This window comes from Shouchella tritolerans (genome assembly GCF_025770735.1).
Taxonomy (GTDB): domain Bacteria; phylum Bacillota; class Bacilli; order Bacillales; family Bacillaceae_D; genus Shouchella; species Shouchella tritolerans.
The window spans coordinates 748,982-763,937 of sequence record NZ_JAODPB010000003.1 but is presented as its reverse complement, the minus strand read 5'-3'; the positions used below and the strand labels follow the sequence as shown (position 1 = coordinate 763,937).

17 protein-coding genes and 7 tRNA genes are annotated in these 14,956 nt (G+C 38.3%); 6 read left to right on the top strand and 18 right to left on the bottom strand.

Annotated elements, in window-relative coordinates; translation table 11 throughout:
- Window positions 1-8 precede the first annotated feature (8 nt).
- Window positions 9-1,052 carry an ArsR/SmtB family transcription factor gene (locus tag N6H06_RS14040; protein ID WP_263707254.1) on the bottom strand — a complete coding sequence of 348 codons (1,044 nt, stop codon included), beginning with the start codon at window positions 1,050-1,052 and terminating at the stop codon, window positions 9-11.
- A 246-nt stretch (window positions 1,053-1,298) separates the two neighbouring features.
- Here N6H06_RS14040 and N6H06_RS14035 point away from each other — a divergent pair, with 246 nt between their 5' ends.
- Window positions 1,299-1,652, top strand: a complete 354-nt coding sequence (locus tag N6H06_RS14035; protein ID WP_263707252.1) for a VOC family protein — start codon at window positions 1,299-1,301, stop codon at window positions 1,650-1,652.
- A 117-nt stretch (window positions 1,653-1,769) separates the two neighbouring features.
- Here N6H06_RS14035 and N6H06_RS14030 read toward each other — a convergent pair whose 3' ends face one another.
- The 8 genes from N6H06_RS14030 to N6H06_RS13995 all read right to left on the bottom strand — a co-directional run bounded on the left by N6H06_RS14030 (window position 1,770) and on the right by N6H06_RS13995 (window position 7,440).
- Window positions 1,770-2,630, bottom strand: a complete 861-nt coding sequence (locus tag N6H06_RS14030; RefSeq protein ID WP_263707250.1) for a VOC family protein — start codon at window positions 2,628-2,630, stop codon at window positions 1,770-1,772.
- Between the two features lie 271 nt (window positions 2,631-2,901).
- Complete coding sequence (locus N6H06_RS14025; RefSeq protein WP_062751323.1) at window positions 2,902-4,086, bottom strand: oxalate decarboxylase family bicupin; 1,185 nt, start codon at window positions 4,084-4,086, stop codon at window positions 2,902-2,904.
- Between the two features lie 176 nt (window positions 4,087-4,262).
- Entirely contained in the window at window positions 4,263-4,682 is a 420-nt protein-coding gene (arsC, locus tag N6H06_RS14020) for an arsenate reductase (thioredoxin) (protein ID WP_213029306.1), read from the bottom strand.
- 14 nt (window positions 4,683-4,696) lie between these two features.
- Window positions 4,697-5,995: an arsenic transporter gene (locus N6H06_RS14015; protein WP_263707247.1), complete on the bottom strand. Its 1,299-nt coding sequence runs from the start codon at window positions 5,993-5,995 to the stop codon at window positions 4,697-4,699.
- 15 nt (window positions 5,996-6,010) lie between these two features.
- The gene (locus N6H06_RS14010) at window positions 6,011-6,355 is read right to left on the bottom strand and encodes an ArsR/SmtB family transcription factor (protein ID WP_263707245.1); all 345 of its coding nucleotides are present in this window, start codon (window positions 6,353-6,355) and stop codon (window positions 6,011-6,013) included.
- A gap of 127 nt (window positions 6,356-6,482) precedes the next feature.
- Entirely contained in the window at window positions 6,483-6,878 is a 396-nt protein-coding gene (locus tag N6H06_RS14005; RefSeq protein WP_062751330.1) for an ArsI/CadI family heavy metal resistance metalloenzyme, read from the bottom strand.
- 33 nt (window positions 6,879-6,911) lie between these two features.
- Window positions 6,912-7,067 (bottom strand): hypothetical protein, encoded by a 156-nt coding sequence (locus tag N6H06_RS14000; protein WP_193754546.1) that lies wholly within the window; start codon window positions 7,065-7,067, stop codon window positions 6,912-6,914.
- 55 nt (window positions 7,068-7,122) lie between these two features.
- Window positions 7,123-7,440 (bottom strand): ArsR/SmtB family transcription factor, encoded by a 318-nt coding sequence (locus N6H06_RS13995; protein ID WP_062751332.1) that lies wholly within the window; start codon window positions 7,438-7,440, stop codon window positions 7,123-7,125.
- A gap of 276 nt (window positions 7,441-7,716) precedes the next feature.
- On the opposite strand from N6H06_RS13995, the gene N6H06_RS13990 reads away from it, so the two are divergent.
- On the top strand, window positions 7,717-8,178 hold the full coding sequence (locus tag N6H06_RS13990; RefSeq protein WP_062751333.1) for a CarD family transcriptional regulator: 462 nt from the start codon (window positions 7,717-7,719) through the stop codon (window positions 8,176-8,178).
- 162 nt (window positions 8,179-8,340) lie between these two features.
- On the opposite strand, the gene N6H06_RS13985 is transcribed toward N6H06_RS13990, so the two are convergent.
- The gene (locus N6H06_RS13985; protein ID WP_062751335.1) at window positions 8,341-8,544 is read right to left on the bottom strand and encodes a cold-shock protein; all 204 of its coding nucleotides are present in this window, start codon (window positions 8,542-8,544) and stop codon (window positions 8,341-8,343) included.
- A 422-nt stretch (window positions 8,545-8,966) separates the two neighbouring features.
- Here N6H06_RS13985 and N6H06_RS13980 point away from each other — a divergent pair, with 422 nt between their 5' ends.
- From N6H06_RS13980 to N6H06_RS13970, 3 genes are all read left to right on the top strand, one after another.
- Window positions 8,967-9,896, top strand: a complete 930-nt coding sequence (locus tag N6H06_RS13980) for a Gfo/Idh/MocA family protein (RefSeq protein ID WP_263707239.1) — start codon at window positions 8,967-8,969, stop codon at window positions 9,894-9,896.
- A 153-nt stretch (window positions 9,897-10,049) separates the two neighbouring features.
- Window positions 10,050-10,250 (top strand): TraX family protein, encoded by a 201-nt coding sequence (locus tag N6H06_RS13975; protein ID WP_318527559.1) that lies wholly within the window; start codon window positions 10,050-10,052, stop codon window positions 10,248-10,250.
- 931 nt (window positions 10,251-11,181) lie between these two features.
- On the top strand, window positions 11,182-11,694 hold the full coding sequence (locus N6H06_RS13970; RefSeq protein WP_263707238.1) for a cupin domain-containing protein: 513 nt from the start codon (window positions 11,182-11,184) through the stop codon (window positions 11,692-11,694).
- A gap of 236 nt (window positions 11,695-11,930) precedes the next feature.
- On the opposite strand, the gene N6H06_RS13965 is transcribed toward N6H06_RS13970, so the two are convergent.
- Complete coding sequence (locus N6H06_RS13965; RefSeq protein WP_263707236.1) at window positions 11,931-12,287, bottom strand: winged helix-turn-helix transcriptional regulator; 357 nt, start codon at window positions 12,285-12,287, stop codon at window positions 11,931-11,933.
- 380 nt (window positions 12,288-12,667) lie between these two features.
- Between N6H06_RS13965 and N6H06_RS13960 the strand changes: the two genes are divergently transcribed.
- Complete coding sequence (locus N6H06_RS13960; RefSeq protein ID WP_263707234.1) at window positions 12,668-13,657, top strand: NAD(P)-dependent alcohol dehydrogenase; 990 nt, start codon at window positions 12,668-12,670, stop codon at window positions 13,655-13,657.
- 288 nt (window positions 13,658-13,945) lie between these two features.
- On the opposite strand, the gene N6H06_RS13955 is transcribed toward N6H06_RS13960, so the two are convergent.
- The 7 genes from N6H06_RS13955 to N6H06_RS13925 form a co-directional block, all read right to left on the bottom strand.
- Window positions 13,946-14,030, bottom strand: a tRNA-Leu gene (locus N6H06_RS13955).
- 6 nt (window positions 14,031-14,036) lie between these two features.
- Window positions 14,037-14,122: transfer RNA gene (locus N6H06_RS13950), tRNA-Leu, on the bottom strand.
- Between the two features lie 24 nt (window positions 14,123-14,146).
- A tRNA-Asp gene (locus N6H06_RS13945) sits at window positions 14,147-14,223 on the bottom strand.
- A 7-nt stretch (window positions 14,224-14,230) separates the two neighbouring features.
- Window positions 14,231-14,306, bottom strand: a tRNA-Val gene (locus tag N6H06_RS13940).
- A 383-nt stretch (window positions 14,307-14,689) separates the two neighbouring features.
- Window positions 14,690-14,761, bottom strand: a tRNA-Glu gene (locus tag N6H06_RS13935).
- A gap of 7 nt (window positions 14,762-14,768) precedes the next feature.
- Window positions 14,769-14,856: transfer RNA gene (locus tag N6H06_RS13930), tRNA-Ser, on the bottom strand.
- Window position 14,857: 1 nt separating this feature from the next.
- Window positions 14,858-14,932 (bottom strand) — tRNA-Asn (locus N6H06_RS13925).
- Window positions 14,933-14,956 lie beyond the last annotated feature (24 nt).

The following is a 14,956-nucleotide window of genomic DNA, read 5'->3' as shown; positions in this document are numbered from 1 at the left end:
CCCCTTGATCAGTGATTTAGATACTCGCTTAATTCTTCTGCTAGCAGTCTTAACGCATTTTCTTTTAAAATATATTTCGTTTCTTTTATGCTTACAATTTTTGAAGCTCTTAAGATTTTTAAGTGATGGTGAACAGTAGATTTTCCCATGTCCAACATGTTAGTAATGTCTTGAAGCGAGCGCTCCTTTTCAAAGAGTAACTTAACAATTCTGAGTCTTACATCGTCTCCAAGTGCTTTGTACTTTTGAACTAAGAAGTTTGATGGCATGTATTTATCGTCTGGCGAAAGGCTTTCATTCGCAACTGGATAATAAAATACTTTTGTCCCCTCAATGTCTGCTTCAATATTCCAAGGACGATAAATAAATTGTGGTATTAATAATACTTTGTAAACACTAGGTTCCGGCACATAATGAATGCCTCCCGTCGCCCAATGGACCAACTCCTCCGGGTTTAATTTTTGTTTCCTATTTAGCTTGGATTTATAATCAAACTCAAGTATCTGCTCAATACGATCTAATTTAGGTTTGATAACAGTATTAAACCAACTTGTCATGACATAAGTGAGATGTTGCTTCAATCGTGCCGTTTCTACCTTGAGTAGAAAATCTACGTATTGTGGAAAAAATGGATTATCCTCAGTAGCTTTAATTAGCTTTAAATTGGCAGCAGAATCACCTTGGGCAGCACTTTTTCTTAACTCTTGATAAGGTTCCCCAATATAAGGCAAGCAAATAAATTTGAATTCATAAGCGTCTAGCTCATTAATATACTGACAGAAATCAGAAAGGCTAGTTCCTTTATAGTAATGAAGCAATTGTAATAATGCCTTCCATGTATTGTTTTCCTCGACATATAGTAATTCACTCAATAGTTCATCCGGAAAATTTTCTTTTACCGTTGGCCAATAGGAGTTTGGTTTTTCGAGCGTGTCGATTAATTGTTTGTTCGTAATAGCCGCAATCCCTAAAGCACACTCCCATAATGGAGAATGGGTTAATTCGACCTGGTATGTTTCTCTTTTTCTACTCGTTATATGTAATATGTCCATTGGCACCCTCCTACATTTTTTCATATACAGAGTACACTAAGAAAGAAAATTGTTCAACATTTTTCGAATGAAAAATTCTAAAATCACCGAACCACTTATTCTGTCTTCCACCATCCATTCAGGTCGCCACAGTAAGCAGGAGTTTTAAGTTAAGCGCAGAATAGCTACCTATCAAGGTTTGAAGGAGTTGAGAATGAAGTTAACTCTAGTTTGCCGGGGGAAATAATGTTAGGAGGGGTTGGGCTCATGGACAATCCAATATTAAAACAAATTGGCACTGTATTCATTCCTGTCAGTGACATAAACAAAGCCAAAGATTGGTACTGTGATATTTTTGGCTTCAATGGAGATGGGGAGATTCTGTTTGGTCACCTTTATGTCGTTCAATTAGAAGGAACGGGGATTGTACTAGATAGCAAAATATATTCGCCAGAAAAAACGTTTCAGACACCAGCCTTCCATTTCAATACCAATAATATTGAAGAAGCTTATCAATATATGCAGAGTAAAGGCGTGAAACTCTTTACAGGAATAGAAAACAACCATTACTTTAATTTTGAAGACTTAGACGGAAATATGTTAATGGTTTGCAAGTGTTAATTAAATTTTATCGATCATTGTACCAAGCTCATTATGTAAAAAAACCGACTGCTTTGTAGATAACAAAATAGTCGGTTTCGAACAATCCTATAATTCGACATGCGTGAGGCAATCTGATTAATCGACATGCAAATGAATTTGGTTTCCAGATGGATCTTCGGTAATGAATGCCCCATTCTCTTCTATGACTCGATAACCCATAGCCTCTAATTTTACAACCATTGATCTTCTTTGTTCCTCGCTTGGGATAACAACCGTATAAAAAAGCATTCTTACACTATTGGACACAGGTTTCGGGGCATTTTTTCCAAACCACATATTTGTTCCAATATGATGGTGATACCCGCCGCTTGAGAAAAAGGCCATTTGATTTGGTATATCCATGGTAATATCAAACCCTAGACCCTCATGATAAAATTTCTTCGTTTTTTCTAAATTAGATACATGTAGATGAATATGACCGATCATTGTTTCTTTTGGAATGCCATTCCATGTTTCTCCGTTTGCTTCAGCAATAATGCTCTCGACATCCATTGGAGCTTGCTTCGAAAAATCTATTTCTCCTGTTGTGTTTCTCCATGTCGACGGATCAGTGTCTACTGCTACTTCGATACCATGACCATCAGGGTCTTGAAAGTATAAAGCATCATGAGTTCCATGATAGGTAGCTCCTTGTAATGGATACTTTTCATTCAACAGATGAATGATCAGTTTCCCTAAATCTTTACGCGTAGGAAAAAGTAAAGCATAATGATACAAACCTGTTGTCCGCCCTTGCTTAGGAATAATATTTTCAGGTTGTTCAATTGTAAGCAAAGGCGTTGTCCCGTTTGCTGTCAACACTGCTTTTTTTCCTGATTGATTTAATACTTGAAATCCCATTAAGCCTTTATAAAATTCAAGGGAACGCCTTAAATGTTCAACTTTTAAATGAACGTGGTTCACAAATGTATTTGGTTTTCTATGATAGGAATTCATTTTTTACCTCCTATAGATTCTACAAACAAAGCTTAATATAAGGCAAAGCGTTAAGTGGGGGCGCAATGTTGTTGTTCATTCTGTTATTGTTTATCGATTAAGGTCATAATAAACCCTTAGAATAATGAAAGGAAGTAGGCACATTAACGTTCTATAGTATACAAAAAGATACTAAAGGATAATAAAATAGCTCGTCATTTATAAACATAAAAAAGCACCGAAGCCTAAAAGACTTGGTACTCCTCAGTTCCCATACTCTTATAATCATCATTCATATTGTAGGGTACTTCACAACGGGCCATTTTTCTTTCCTTAACTGATCAGTAAACTTGGAATCGACATTTATATTATGTTGGACAAGTTCCTTTGGAGTAAGAGCCAACCATTGATTTAAAGACACATCTTCAAACTGATCGCTTTTGAACATTTCAAGAAACCACACCGATTCGTCGCCTGTATTTTGAATATAGTGCCCTGTGGCAAAAGGGACGTACCCAACATCACCAGCCCGATAATCAAATGTACGCGCTACACCATTCCCAGTAAACACAGTCATTCTTGCCTGGCCAGTTAAGTAATACTGCCATTCATCATTGTTCGGATGCCAGTGCATTTCCCGCATAGCGCCTGGTTCAACTTCAACCAAAGCAGCAGCAATTGTTTTGGAAACAGGAAAATTCCTTGAATCCACAATACGTACACTGCCTCCTGGTGTGATCAATGGGGGCTGTTTTAATAATTCATGCTTAAACGTTTGTGGCACTGCGCCATAAGGGGAGGTCATTTGTTGCGACTGCAACGGTCCTGGAACTTCGTCTTGGTAAATATACACTTGTTCAGTTGGAATGGTTGCAAATACAGATTCAGGTACACCAAAATTTGCCGAAAGAACGTCTTTCGGTGTGTGGGCCATCCAATCGGACAACGACAATGTACTTAAATCAGAGAACATCCCATCATCAAAGACAAGCAAAAATTCACAACCGTCATCCAAACCTTGAATGGAGTGGGGAATGCCAGGGGGAAAATACCATAAGTCTCCTGGGCCGACATCTTCTATAAAGTTCCTGCCATTTTGATCAACAGCCGTGATCCGGGCATGGCCAAGTAACATATAGGACCATTCTGCTTGCTTGTGCCAATGAAGCTCACGTACGCCTCCTGGTGTTAAACTCATATTCACTCCGGCAAGTGTTGTCGCAATCGGCAAATCCCTTTGAGTAATTTCTCTTGACCAACCGCCATGATTTAATTGCATATGGGCATCGGAAAAAGAAAAACGCAAATTAGGAATCAACCCACGATCGGTTTCTGGTGGAACAAGTATATTAGGGTTTTGGAGATCACGCATCAAATTCCGCGGACCACGATCAACGCCTCCAGCGCCATCAGCTCGAATAGGCTGCGGAATATTTGAGTTCCCTTTTAGCGGCTTCACGTTATCTCCCCGTTTCATTTTTTTTAATCCCCTTCATCATATTAAACAGGAAGCCGCTTTATTCTTAGTAGTTCGACAATCGTATATATGTCTCTTCTCCCCTTGGCCCTTTAGTAGCATTGAGAACTTGATTCAAACACATTAATCAGAAAAAAAGACGCAATATCCTGTAAAATTGCGCCTTCTCCATACCATTATTCTCCTGTTTCTGCGAATTTCTTTATACGTGTTCCTATCTCATCTCGGACTCGTTGAAAGACCATCCATCTTTCTTCTTCGGTACCTTCTGCCTTCGCCGGATCATCAAACCCCCAATGGTCACGTTTCACATGTGCTGGCGTCAACGGGCATTTGTCTGCTGCATCGCCGCATAGCGTCACAACAAAGTCAGCGTTGTTTAACAGGTCTACATGAATGAGATCGGATGTTTGATTGGAGATATCAATCCCTACTTCGTTCATTGCTTTTACGGCATTAGGATTCAAACCATGGGCTTCAATTCCTGCGCTATAGACCTCCCACTCATCTGATAGATAATGCTTCCCAAATCCTTCCGCCATCTGACTGCGGCATGAGTTTCCTGTACATAAAAAGTAAATGGTTTTCTTTGACATGTGCCTTCCACTCCTTAATGAATGATCATTAACCAGAGGTATAAACCTAATAACGTTATAAACAACACAGGTAAAGTAATGACTACACCAGTCTTAAAATAAGTACCCCATGAGATTTTTACACCTTTTTGTGTCAACACATGGAGCCACAATAATGTGGCGAGTGAACCAATGGGTGTTATTTTCGGCCCTAAATCGGAACCAATCACATTTGCGTAAACCATCGCTTCCTTCATTAATCCAGTCGCGCTCGTCGTATCAATAGCAATCGCATTGATCATTACCGTTGGCATGTTGTTCATCATCGAACTTAAAACAGCGGCAACAAACCCCATCCCCATTGTAGCAGCAAAAACACCTTGCTCCGCGATCCTCTCAAGTCCCAAAGCGAGTAAATCTGTTAAACCGACATTTTGTAAGCCGAACACGACCACATACATCCCAATCGAGAAAAAAACAATGTTCCATGGCGCGCCTTTCAATATAGACCGGGTTTGAATAACAGGGCTTTTTCTAGCTATCACTAAAAAGATCAACGCAATCAGTCCTGCAATAATAGAAACGGGGATATGCAAAAACTCACTAACTAAGTAACCAATTAACAATAGAACAAGCACCCACCATGACAAGCGAAACATGTTATCGTCTTTAATTGCCGATGCAGGTGATTGCAACGTCTCGTAATCATAGTTTTTCGGGATGCTTTTTCGGAAGTAGAGATACAACACGAGGATACTCGCGATTAAAGAGAAGACATTCGGAACAATCATGCGTGTCGCATACTCAATAAAGCCAATGCCAAAAAAGTCAGCCGAAACAATGTTCACTAAGTTACTCACAATGAGTGGCAGAGACGTTGAGTCAGCGATAAATCCACTGGCAATGATAAAAGGGAATACCATTTTTTCATTAAAGTTTAAAGCACGGACCATCGCTAAAACGATTGGCGTTAGAATTAAGGCAGCACCATCGTTGGCAAAAAACGCCGCAACTACGGAACCAAGAATGCACACGTATACAAACATCAGCTTGGCGTTCCCCTTCGCTGCCTTGGTCATATGTAAGGCGGCCCATTCAAAGAAACCAATCTCATCGAGGATTAAGGAAATAATAATAACGGCAATAAATGTCAACGTGCCATTCCACACAATCCCCGTCACTTCAACCACATCTGCAATTGAGACAACGCCAAGTAATAAAGCAAGAATAGCTCCTCCACACGCCGACCAACCAATATTCAAGTTACGAGGCTGCCAAATAACCAACGCGAGCGTCATAATAAAAATCAATGAAGCAAAAATAACCGTTAACAACGCTTAATCCTCCCTTTACCCACAGTCTACAGATATTTCCTTCTCTAAAAGACTGCGGTAGCGTTCATCTTGATCTGAAAGTTGCTTCAAAATGGCTTGAACGAATTCAGCTTTCGGAGAGGATTGGTTCAAAGAATAAAAACGCCATTGGCCTTTTCGCGTTTCCACTACTAGGCCAGCTTCCTTAAGTTTCTTTAAATGCTGACTAATTGAAGGCTGACTCGCTTCAAACATATCGACAAATTGACAAACGCAATATTTTTTCTTTGAAACAAGTTTCAACATGAGCAACCGAGTGGGATCACTAATCACTTTCATGCATTTCGCAATTTCTTCGGAGCTCAGTGACTTAAATACCATTCATGATCTTCCCCCTTCCAAACAATATTATATAACGGAATCATTATATAAGTAAATGCTAATATAAATGACAATAATTTATGCGTTCCCATAAAAAAACGAGCACCTTGTACCCGTTTTTTATCATTCAAGATATAGGAGTATTGCCTATCTTCTCACTGTCTTGTTTTGTATAAAAATATTCCCATTTGTTTCCATCGGGATCGGTTACCCAAAATTTATCTTGTACAGCATAACAACAAGTAGTATTCAATTCTTCACGGACAAAGAAACCTTCACGTTCGAGCCTTTCTTTATGTTTAAGTACATCTTCTTTGGTCTCAACCTGTATACCTAAATGATTAATTTGATTTCCAGCCACTTTATTTTTTTGTGTTAACGTCAAATTTAAATTAGGTTCTTGTGTCAGAAATTTGACATAATCGTCTTTTACTTTTACCGGTTTCACGCCTAAGAATCGTTTATAAAAGGTTTGACTTTCACTTAAATTTTTTACATTAAGCCCAATGTGCACATTCACCATTATTATTCCTCCTCTATATCAATAAAATTTGATTTAATAAACACAGCAAGCCCCATTTTGATAGTAACGAAGCACCACTTGATCTTTTACTTGTTCCATCCTCTCTTCTTTTAGCAATTGCTTCATCTCATCTACTGGCTCTTTACAACATTTGTTAAAAGGAGAAAAGAAACGTTTTAGTATCCTCAACTTGCCACTCACCTCCATCAAGAAAAATTGATTTAACAATTTATAATTAAAACCGTTACTTAGACGGTTTTAATATACAGCAGAGTTGTTCCGACAGTAAGGCATCAACTTCTGTCTCATTAACACTGTAATAACTCCAAGTACCCTTTGTTTCCATTTTCAACAAATTTGCGTCGACTAAAATCTTCAGGTGGTAGGATAGCTTAGATTGGCTCATTTGCATCTCTTCCGTAAGATCACATACACACGTTTTACCTTTTAGACTAAGGACATTTAACAGACGTAAACGTTTTGTGTCGGCTAATGCCTTAAACTTGGTTTGGAAATCCTCTAATTCTTGATTGGAAAGATGATTATTAACAGGTTGTTTCATGATAGCACCTCAACTTTTAAATCAAAAAAAATTGATTTAAGTCCATTCTAAAGGACAATAAACTAAAAATCAAGAGTTCTTGATTTAATAAATAATTGCTGATCGTATAACGTCCTACACCGTGACCGACGAAGCGATCATGTCGTCTTTTGCTTAAGATTGATATCGAAAAAAAGCTGTTGACAATAAAAAAATCATCGTGTTATAATTAAAAATTTGTTAAATAAACAAATGTATGGTAACCTTAAGAAAGTCCCGTATATGGAGGTGGATTGTATGTTTCAAATTGGCGATAACATTGTTTATCCGATGCACGGAGCAGGGGTAATTGAGGCGATAGAAGAAATAGAATTTTTAGAGGAAAAACAACAGTATTATATCATAAAAATGTCAATCAACAATATGAAAGTTATGATTCCAACGAGCAAAATAGTGAGTTCAAGTATACGGCCAGTTACTGATATACTTGCGATAAACCACATTATACACATATTTCAGCACGGAGAATCAGATACGTTACTGCCGTGGAAACAAAGGTATAAAGTAAACGCGGACAAAATAAAAATGGGTGACATACAAGAAGGTGCTGAAGTTGTACGCGATTTAATGCGTATTAAGAAAGAAAAAGCACTTAATACAAGCGAAAAAGAAATGTTGGATAATGCCTATGAATTTTTGCTTAGTGAACTGGAAGTCATTAAAGGAATCACCGAAAATCAAATAAAAAGTTTCTGTTAAAGATAGACATGATTGCACCTCAAAAATTCACTAAATTTTTTGGTAATATTATGATTAAAAGTCATCATTTCAAAGACGTTCAAGTAGGATTTTTAGTGAGCATGATACAGAGAACATAAAAAAACAGGCCCTATATAAGGAGCCTGTTTGTATGAAAATTAATTAAGCAGTTTTTTGAACGTTAGCTGCTTGAGCTCCACGAGCACCTTGCTCAATGTCAAACGTTACTTTTTGACCTTCGTCTAAAGATTTGAATCCTTCACTTTGGATAGCAGAGAAGTGTACGAATACATCGTCTCCATCTTCGCGTTCGATAAAACCAAAACCTTTTTCTGCATTAAACCATTTCACTGTACCTTGTTCCATTTTTGTTGCCTCCTAGTGCGTTGCCACACATTATATTACTACTCTTGTCCAAAGTATCATCAAGACGAAAAGTCAATATTCATACTATCCTTTACACCGAACAAAAATAATTCCCTTTATCATAACAGAAAACGGAAGTAATGGCAAATTAATTTTAGTTTTTTTGCCATAGCGGTATAACGTGTGAATATCAGGGTAGAAACGGCATCGAATTTATATGCATGTCATCATATCCCCTAAAAAAATCTTATTTTTCAGACCGGTGAGATTGCTTCACTTATGGTATATGATAACTATATCTAAACAGTAAATTATAGCTTGAAGAAGAAAGCAAGATATTCTGTATATCTATTAATTTTCACCGTAAATGCTTTGGAAGAAGCTAAACAATATAAGTAAAGGCTAATTGGAGGATAAGTTAGATGAAACCTAGAATTGGAATGATTGGATTAGGTGGGATTGCTCAAAAAGCGTATTTACCTATTTTATCAAGAGAAGTAGATTGGACCTTTGTCGGAGCATACTCGCCGAATAAACAAAAAAGAGAACAAATATGCAACCACTATCGCATCAAAGCATTTGAAGATCTATCTACGTTAAGTGAATCATGTGATGCCATCTTTGTTCATAGCTCAACAGAAACACATTATGAAATTGTATCTCAACTTCTTCGTGATGGAATCGATGTTTATGTCGATAAACCATTAGCAGCTACTGTTGAACAGGCGGAGGAATTGGTTCATTTAAGTGAGGCGCTTGGCAGGAAGCTGATGGTTGGATTTAATCGGCGCTTCTCACCGATGTATGTGAAATTAAAAAAGTTACTGAAAGAGAAAGACACTGCTTGGATAAACCTTGAAAAACATAGAATCGCCTCAATCAATGATACGCTTTCTTACGAACACATCCTGTTAGATGACTATCTCCACCTAGTAGATACAGTTAGATGGCTTTCGGATGGAGACATACGTTTTGAAAATGGCTTTTTGAAAACGATTGATTCTAAGTTAGCCTTTACACAGCAACAATTCCAGTCAGATGACAATATCATCTTTAACAGTTCCATGCATAGGAGTGCAGGCACTAATCTAGAACAACTAGAATTAGTAACAACTGGTGGAATCTTTCGTGTGAAGAACATGAACATCTTTGAATGTGAAACAGATAATCAACTTTCCACTTTTTATTCTGGCTCCTGGGAATCGATCCTAGAACAAAAAGGATTTCAGCATGCTGTGAACCATTTCATTCAATGTATTCAACAAAATATTGAGCCGAGTGTACCAGCAAGAGAAGGTTTAGAGTCACAAGTTTTGTTGCAAGAACTTATTCAACATTCCAAGCGCCTTTAAAGATAACCCAAATCAATTAAATCATTTATAATCCGTAAGTCTTATCCCTCATTATGTTCATTTACAGTCCTCACCATTGACGATTTTTATATGTATCTGATTTCTTGTGATCAGTGTACTATAAAATAATGAGTATACTAGGAGAGGGAATTTATGTCGACGACTACATTGAAAATGATCGCCTTATGCGCTATGTTCATTGATCACATCGGGCAATTTTTTCCTGAGACACCGGAATGGTTTAATTGGATTGGAAGAATATCCGCCCCTGTTTTTATTTATTGTGTTGTTTTAGGGATTAAACACACTATGAATAAAAGAAATACCTTATTCGGTTATACTTATTTTCATTAAGTATGGCGATTGTAAATATGGTACTGAATCAACTATTTGATTATACGCATTTCTATATTTGGAATAATTTTTTTAGTTCTTTATTTGTTGTTGCGGTAGTGGTACTTTTACTAGACAACTTTAAAGCAAAAAACTTGTTTTTCTTCATCATTTGGCAACTATCAACTCTTATTTTATGTTTCGTTTTAGTTGAAAAATATGAGGTATTAAGACTAAGTGATCCATCAGGTACATACTACTTTTTAGGTTCAGTATTTGGTAATATCCTCTTTGTGGAAGGCACTTTTTTAGGGGTTGTACTTGGAGCTATATTTTATCTTACTTTATCGAACCGAATCAATTTAATTATTCTATATACCTCCTTCTCCTTGTGTTTTTATATGCTTCACTTAAAGGTGAACAATTACGGAAATCCAGTCATTCACACCTATTTGTTTCCGTTTGCAGACTATCAATGGATGATGGTTTTCGCTCTTCCATTTTTATTGCTCTATAACGGCAACAGAGGGATTGGCTTAAAGTATATCTTCTATATTTTAATATCCGTTACACTTTTATTCTGTATTTATTGGCTGTGTCTCGATTGTAGTAAATTAAATCTACAACTTCCTACTAGTTAAACAAAATCATCGCTTAAACGACTTCTTTTGAAAATCAGCATATAAAAAATACCAAGGGCGCTCTTAACCCTTGGTATTCTTGCGTTTTACTGATGTGGTTGAGTTCGTGTTGATTAGGAAAACCCTTCTCGATACAAACTCCATTTTAATGGCTTTAAAAGCGGCTTATGCAACAGTGTTGTCATACGGGGCGGCTTTGTTGCTAAGCGATTATACGTTGTCATCCAAGTTACAAAAGCAAATAGATACTCGTTAACACTCTTACTAGGCGATTGCATATACTGTAAAAAAAGCCCAAGGAGAGATTTGCTATGAATTATTATCATAATTTATTTTACAACATTCCCCAAAACCTGAATGAATGTAGAGATTTTCCCTATTACCAAAGACATAACATGTACAGAACAGTGCCATACCAACAACCCAAAACGGACTTTGGTAAAGAGCCCTTTACATTAAACATCTCACAAGCTTCCAAAAATAATAATACCTACCGCACTGCCATTTGGACTGGAAAACATCTACAAGTAACCTTAATGAGCATTAATGTCGGTGACGATATCGGATTAGAAATACACCCTCAAACGGATCAATTTTTCAGGATAGAACAAGGTCAAGGCTTGGTACAAATGGGTAGCAGCCCAAATCATTTAACGTATCAAGCAAATGTTTCCGACGATAGCGCGATTATGGTTCCTGCTGGCACATGGCACAATGTTACCAATACTGGCCCTGTACCTTTAAAACTTTATTCCATCTATGCGCCTCCACATCATCCTTATGGTACAATCCAACAAACAAAAGCAGATGCTATGGAATCGTAATTTTTGTGTGTAGGCTTGTAAACATGTATGTTTGCAAGCTTTTTATCTGACTTCTGTATTTACTCTAAAAGTACTTAAGTTTATTAAAACGCCATAACAGTTTATAGGATTCATTTTTAACCTCCTATTCTTAATGTATGTCAATTGCCTAATAATGTTCTAAACTAGTTAATGATGATTCTAGGCAGTTTTTACTGAAGGATAATCCGTTGTGTACAAGTACTCTTATCTCTTCTTTATTCTGTATCTGTACTATTTGACCATTTCGTTCTTTCTAGGTTTTTTTCTCCCCACAAAACAAGTTGTTCGAATATAGGAATAAGTTCAATCCCTGCCTCCGTTAATGAATACTCAACTTTAGGTGGAACTTCATTATATTGAACTCTTTGAACAATCCCGTGTTCAATCATTTCCTTTAGAGATTGATTTAACATTGTCCCTGTAATACCAATCACTTGTCTTTTTAATTCGTTATACCGAATGATTTTGTTACTGCATAATACAGCTAGTATAGATAAATTCCATTTTCCTGATAAGACTTTTAATGCGTAACTGGCTGGAGCTAACTCTTTGTTTAACTGATCATCAGGCATAATTTGTTCCTTCCTTAGTCATTTTTTTCTTACTTAGACAGTTTATTATGCGTACATGTTATATATATATCTTTAATTATAATCAAATTAGAAATTAAATCATCGTTGGTTTTAACAATAAAAGGAGTGTTTAAGTTGATGAATATCAAAATCAATACAGTAGCATTACAAAGACAAGCTTTGGATCGCAGTTCGCAGAAAGTTAATTTGCTGACTAGAGATTTGTAGCAAAATTTGAGAATACCAATATAGAGTTTGGTTTTTCACATCCCCATCTTTTCCTGCTGTTTGGACGAATGCATATCGAATATCAGTAGCTAAAAATACATAACGATTTTTATTTCCGAGTAAACCTCGGTATCAAAGGAGAACGTAAATAAATGACGAAAATAGAAAAAAACGTTGTGTTCAACAAAAATGAGATGCTGGCTGCACAATACAACAATTACGAATCACCAGATGTTTTTTACGAAGGTTATATAGCAAAACCAGTAGTAAAGCCAGAAGAGGTACTCATTCGTGTCCATGGAACAAGTGTAAATCCAATGGACATTATGTTTCGGTCCGGAAAACTGAAGATGTTAACGGGACGAAAATTCCCCAAAGGCACTGGAATTGACTTTGCTGATGAGGTCGCTGGAATTGGATCAGATGTTACAAATTTTCAATTAGGCGACAAAGTGTGGGGAGTTCTTCCTATGAACTTGAAAAGCCAGGTTGGAAGTGCCGCTGAATATGTAACTACTTTGCCCAAACATTTATCAAAAAGCCCCACGAAAATTGATCTTTTACAAGCTGCGGCATTGCCAGGAGTTGGTGCTACCGCAATCATTGCCTTACGATATAAAACAAAACTCAGAAAGGGCGAAAGGCTACTTGTGCGTGGTGCAAGCGGGGGAGTTGGTAGTATTGCTGTCCAAATTGGCCGCATGTTAGGTGCACATGTAACTGCACTTGCAAACGCGAAACATCTTAAATTTTTGCAGGAGATCGGTGCAGACCAAGTGTTTGACTATTCGCAAATATCCCCAACTATTCTTGAAGAGTTTGATGTCATTATGGACACAGTGGGAACAGACCTCAAACACTACAGGCGCTTGCTTGCAAGGAATGGAAGGATGGTCACAATTAGTTTTCCCAGCTTCACCTCCTTTTCCTATATACTAGCATCAACTATGTTCGGTTCTCGTAGAGTTCAAACGTTTAGTGCGAGTCCAAAAACCGATCTTCTTAAGGAATTAGCAGGTTATGTAGATTCCGGCGCTATTAAACCAATTATTGATAGCATTTACCCTCTTTCCGATATTGCTGGAGCGCATCGTTCATTGGAAGCTGGTGGGGGACGTGGGAAGCGCATAATACAAATATGAGAAGGAAGAAGGCCTTGCTTCGGCAGGGTTATTTTTTATCGTTTACGTTCCTCTTTTTTGGGTTTGTCGGTTTTCAAGACAGCACACTCGTAAAGAACCTAAAGGCTTATCACCTACTTCCGAACAATACGTCAGTTATGTCATAAGCTAAAAATCATGTTTTTTCACCTTGTGGCGAGTTTGTGGCGAGTTGGGCATAAAAAAACACCCATTTTCCCCTAGAAAATGAGCGCATTAAAAAATACCAAAGGTGCTTCAAACCTTTGGTACTCCTACGTTTTTTCTGTATGCGGTTGAGAGGACTCGAACCTCCACGGGATTTAACTCCCACTAGGCCCTCAACCTAGCGCGTCTGCCATTCCGCCACAACCGCGTATTCTGGTGCGGGTGAAGGGACTTGAACCCCCACGTCATAAAGACACTAGATCCTAAGTCTAGCGCGTCTGCCAATTCCGCCACACCCGCTGGCAATTTAAATGTAATTATAGATGGCGGTCCGGACGGGACTCGAACCCGCGACCTCCTGCGTGACAGGCAGGCATTCTAACCGACTGAACTACCGGACCTTGTTGATGGTGGAGGATGACGGGATCGAACCGCCGACCCTCTGCTTGTAAGGCAGATGCTCTCCCAGCTGAGCTAATCCTCCATTTTGACTGCAGATAAGCGGCGAATTTCTTCGTCCAATTCGTGTCTCTCAGTCAGTCACGTACGGTTGTACGCTCCTTTCCTCGAGCACTTCTTGTCCTCGAACTTCTTGCTTCTCTTTGTCAAACAATGACGCAGATAAGCGGCGAATTTCTTCGTCCAATTCGTGTCTCTCGGTCAGTCACGTACGGTTGTACGCTCCTTTCCTCGAGCACTTCTTGTCCTCGAACTTCTTGCTTCTCTTTGTCAAACAATGATGCTGATAAGCTGCAAATCTCTTCGTCTCGTTCATGATTCTCTAATAGCGATTGAAACGAACTGGTGCTGGAAAGGAACAATGGAACAGAGCATGTCCATTTTCCTTTCAGCGCCTCGTTTTGCAAATGACCCGTACGGGATTCGAACCCGTGTTACCGCCGTGAAAGGGCGGTGTCTTAACCGCTTGACCAACGGGCCAGAAGAGCGGAGAAGGAGGGATTTGAACCCTCGCGCCGCTTACACGACCTACTCCCTTAGCAGGGGAGCCCCTTCAGCCACTTGGGTACTTCTCCATGGCTCCACAGGCAGGATTCGAACCTGCGACCGATCGGTTAACAGCCGATAGCTCTACCACTGAGCTACTGTGGAATATGTAGACTATTTTCCGCCTCT

What these genes read in the sequence shown, in the direction of transcription:
- N6H06_RS14035 (WP_263707252.1), top strand. Translation starts at nt 1,299, where the DNA reads ATGGACAATCCAATATTAAAACAAATTGGCACTGTATTCATTCCTGTC.
- N6H06_RS13975 (WP_318527559.1), top strand. Translation starts at nt 10,050, where the DNA reads ATGTCGACGACTACATTGAAAATGATCGCCTTATGCGCTATGTTCATT.
- N6H06_RS14005 (WP_062751330.1), bottom strand. Translation starts at nt 6,878, where the DNA reads ATGGTGAATGTGCACATTGGGCTTAATGTAAAAAATTTAAGTGAAAGT.
- N6H06_RS13990 (WP_062751333.1), top strand. Translation starts at nt 7,717, where the DNA reads ATGTTTCAAATTGGCGATAACATTGTTTATCCGATGCACGGAGCAGGG.
- N6H06_RS14030 (WP_263707250.1), bottom strand. Translation starts at nt 2,630, where the DNA reads ATGAATTCCTATCATAGAAAACCAAATACATTTGTGAACCACGTTCAT.
- N6H06_RS14025 (WP_062751323.1), bottom strand. Translation starts at nt 4,086, where the DNA reads ATGAAACGGGGAGATAACGTGAAGCCGCTAAAAGGGAACTCAAATATT.
- N6H06_RS13965 (WP_263707236.1), bottom strand. Translation starts at nt 12,287, where the DNA reads ATGCCTGATGATCAGTTAAACAAAGAGTTAGCTCCAGCCAGTTACGCA.
- arsC (WP_213029306.1), bottom strand. Translation starts at nt 4,682, where the DNA reads ATGTCAAAGAAAACCATTTACTTTTTATGTACAGGAAACTCATGCCGC.
- N6H06_RS13995 (WP_062751332.1), bottom strand. Translation starts at nt 7,440, where the DNA reads ATGAAACAACCTGTTAATAATCATCTTTCCAATCAAGAATTAGAGGAT.
- N6H06_RS14010 (WP_263707245.1), bottom strand. Translation starts at nt 6,355, where the DNA reads ATGGTATTTAAGTCACTGAGCTCCGAAGAAATTGCGAAATGCATGAAA.
- N6H06_RS13960 (WP_263707234.1), top strand. Translation starts at nt 12,668, where the DNA reads ATGACGAAAATAGAAAAAAACGTTGTGTTCAACAAAAATGAGATGCTG.
- N6H06_RS13970 (WP_263707238.1), top strand. Translation starts at nt 11,182, where the DNA reads ATGAATTATTATCATAATTTATTTTACAACATTCCCCAAAACCTGAAT.
- N6H06_RS13985 (WP_062751335.1), bottom strand. Translation starts at nt 8,544, where the DNA reads ATGGAACAAGGTACAGTGAAATGGTTTAATGCAGAAAAAGGTTTTGGT.
- N6H06_RS14040 (WP_263707254.1), bottom strand. Translation starts at nt 1,052, where the DNA reads ATGGACATATTACATATAACGAGTAGAAAAAGAGAAACATACCAGGTC.
- N6H06_RS13980 (WP_263707239.1), top strand. Translation starts at nt 8,967, where the DNA reads ATGAAACCTAGAATTGGAATGATTGGATTAGGTGGGATTGCTCAAAAA.